We start from the raw sequence: 2,483 nt of genomic DNA on the forward strand, positions 1-2,483 counted from the left end.
CGACCGCCAACCGGGTCGCACGCTCACGCAACTCATCGTTGTACTTCTTCGGTGCAGGCATCGCCGGTGTTCCTCCAGGATTCGATGTCTCCATCAAACCCGGTGCGGGACAGCACGACGAGCAGGTCGTGCGTGACGATGGCGGCGAGCAGCACGGGTTGGCCGGGCTCGATGCGGCACATGTGTCGGGCATTCGCCGGCAAGGGCAGATCACCTCGGCTGCCCACCTGATGCCGGCCGCCGCTGGCCGAGCAGATGACGAGCATGCCGTGGCGCGTCTCAACGTCGATGCGGTGGTGCGGGGGCCAGCCCAACGCGCGCAGGAGCTGCTGCGCGCTCACCCGGCCACAGCGGGCCGGAAGAGCCATCCCCAGGACCAGGCTGGCGTCGGTAATCGCCGGTGGGCAGACTCGGGCAGGTAGAGCGGGCATCGGCATCGGGCTTGGACCCGGACGCGCGGGCAGGGCAGCAGGTGCGAGTGGACCGACGAGATGTTCCTTCGGTCGGATAAGTGGTGTCATGACCGAACAACCTCATGCAGTGCGGTACGCGACGGGGCGTGACGCGTCAGGAGCGGCCTGATGCCCCCCACCCCGTAATGCTGAAATCAATCTGGGATTCAGCGGAAAGCATTGTATGATTAGCGCATGCTGTATCGGACTCCTGCACTCGCCGATGACGACAAGCGCGTGCTCGGCGAACTGGACACCATGCGGGAAAACCTGCGGTATCAGATCGCTGAGCCACACCGCTGGACAGGGCAACTCCGACGCACCCTGATCGCCCACGCCATCCAAGGCTCCAATTCGATCGAGGGCTACCAGGTCTCCCTGGACGACGCCGCCGCGGCCGTCGCCGGCGACGAGCCGGTGGAGACGAACCCGCAGACCTGGGAAGTCATCACCGGTTACCGGGACGCCCTGACCTACGTACAACAACTCGCCCGCTCACGCGAGTTCACTTGGCAGCACATGCTGCTCAACGCACTGCACTTCATGATGCTCCGCCATGACCTCAGCAAGTGGCCGGGCCGCTACCGCCCAGGAGACATCCACATCGACGAGGCGCACACCGGCCGACGCGTCTACACCGGGCCAGACGCCGACGACGTTCCGTCGCTGATCTCCGAGCTGATCGACTGGCTGGCCGACGGCGAACCGGAAACCCCCCTGCTCGTCCGGGCATCCATGGCCCACCTGAACCTGGTCAAAATCCATCCCTGGCGGGACGGAAACGGCCGAATGTCGCGCTGCCTCCACACCCTCGTACTCGCCCGCGACGGTGTCCTCGCCCCAGAGTTCTCCTCGATCGAGGAGTGGCTCGGCGTCGGCCGAAACACCTACGCCTACTACGACGCGCTCGGTGAGGTCGGCGGCCCAACCTGGCAGCCCGACAACGACACCAGCAGGTGGATCCGATTCTGCCTGAGCGCCCACCACCAACAAGCCCAACTGGTCCGGCAACGCCTCGACCAAGCAGCGCATCTCTGGGAACTGCTCGACACCTGGGTCCGGCGCAACGGGCTGCCCGAGCGGGTCGTCAGCGCCCTACACCTCGCCGCCACCGGCGGTCGGGTACGCCGCACCCTCTATCAACGCGACGAAAACCTCACCGACGACCAAGCAACCCGCGACCTTCGCGCCCTCGTCCGGGCGGACATGCTCGAACAACACGGCGAGACCCGCGGCAGGTTCTACCTCACCTCGCAGACGCTGCGCGACCTCGCCGCCCCCGCGCTGCGCCCAAAGGAAATCATCGACCCATACCGACAGTGACGCGCAGGCCGCGGCACTGCCACTCTCCCACAGTCAGCGCGCCGCGAACGGGCACCATTCCCTATCTACCGAATTGAACCCATGCAGCCGGTCGCACCGGCAGCATTCTAAACTCACAACACCTGGGGCCTAAATAGGCCAAACGGGACAGTCAATCTGTCCTATTTATCGTGATTTTCCACGAAATTTGGTGTCCGAGGATCGACACGAACCGATTCCCAACACGAATTGTGCCTGGTAGGCGCTATCCTGCTCGGCTGAACTTCAGCCTACCCTGATGGGTCCTGAGCAAGCCGCCGGGACCCATCCTGGTACCTGAGCCCCCTCGGCCGGACGCGCCTCATCGGCCCGATCCCGTGCACGCTCGGGCCGATGACGGCTCTTCGAAGTTAAGCGGGGTTGAGGTGTCCGCGGTGGCGGTGGGTGGTGGCGGTGCGGGTGCGTAGCCGCTGTTCTCGGGATTCCGGAATCCATAGGCGTCGCGGGCGACGGTCTTGATGACCCGGTTGGTGCCTTCCGACCCGGCGTTGGTGATTCCGGTGGTCAGGAACGCGTGGATCTGCGGCCACCAGGTCTCGATCGTGGTGGCGAGTCGGTGCAGTTCGGGCAGGTCGCACGGCCCCGGCGTTGTTCGGGAGTGTCCGGTTTGATCATGGTTTGTTAGATGCCGTAGACGGCGAAGGTGTCGGTGCGGTCGTGGAGGTCTCG

At 65.2% G+C, this 2,483-nt stretch carries 3 protein-coding genes; 1 reads left to right on the top strand and 2 read right to left on the bottom strand.

The features are described 5' to 3' along the window. Positions 1-32: 32 nt before the first annotated feature. The gene (locus AB0H52_RS31770; RefSeq protein ID WP_151492844.1) at positions 33-341 is read right to left on the bottom strand and encodes a hypothetical protein; all 309 of its coding nucleotides are present in this window, start codon (positions 339-341) and stop codon (positions 33-35) included. 306 nt (positions 342-647) lie between these two features. On the opposite strand from AB0H52_RS31770, the gene AB0H52_RS31775 reads away from it, so the two are divergent. Next, on the top strand, positions 648-1,775 hold the full coding sequence (locus tag AB0H52_RS31775) for a Fic family protein (protein WP_225854819.1): 1,128 nt from the start codon (positions 648-650) through the stop codon (positions 1,773-1,775). A 340-nt stretch (positions 1,776-2,115) separates the two neighbouring features. Here AB0H52_RS31775 and AB0H52_RS31780 read toward each other — a convergent pair whose 3' ends face one another. Further along, positions 2,116-2,385, bottom strand: coding sequence for a transposase (locus AB0H52_RS31780; protein ID WP_357951977.1), 270 nt, complete (start codon positions 2,383-2,385; stop codon positions 2,116-2,118). Between the last annotated feature and the right edge of the window lie 98 nt (positions 2,386-2,483).

Origin of the sequence: Micromonospora sp. NPDC050695 (genome assembly GCF_040654415.1) — a bacterium.
In the GTDB taxonomy this organism is placed as follows: domain Bacteria; phylum Actinomycetota; class Actinomycetes; order Mycobacteriales; family Micromonosporaceae; genus Micromonospora.

Excerpts from the sequence above, each read along its gene's own strand:
- AB0H52_RS31775 (WP_225854819.1), top strand. The coding sequence starts at position 648 with ATGCTGTATCGGACTCCTGCACTCGCCGATGACGACAAGCGCGTGCTC.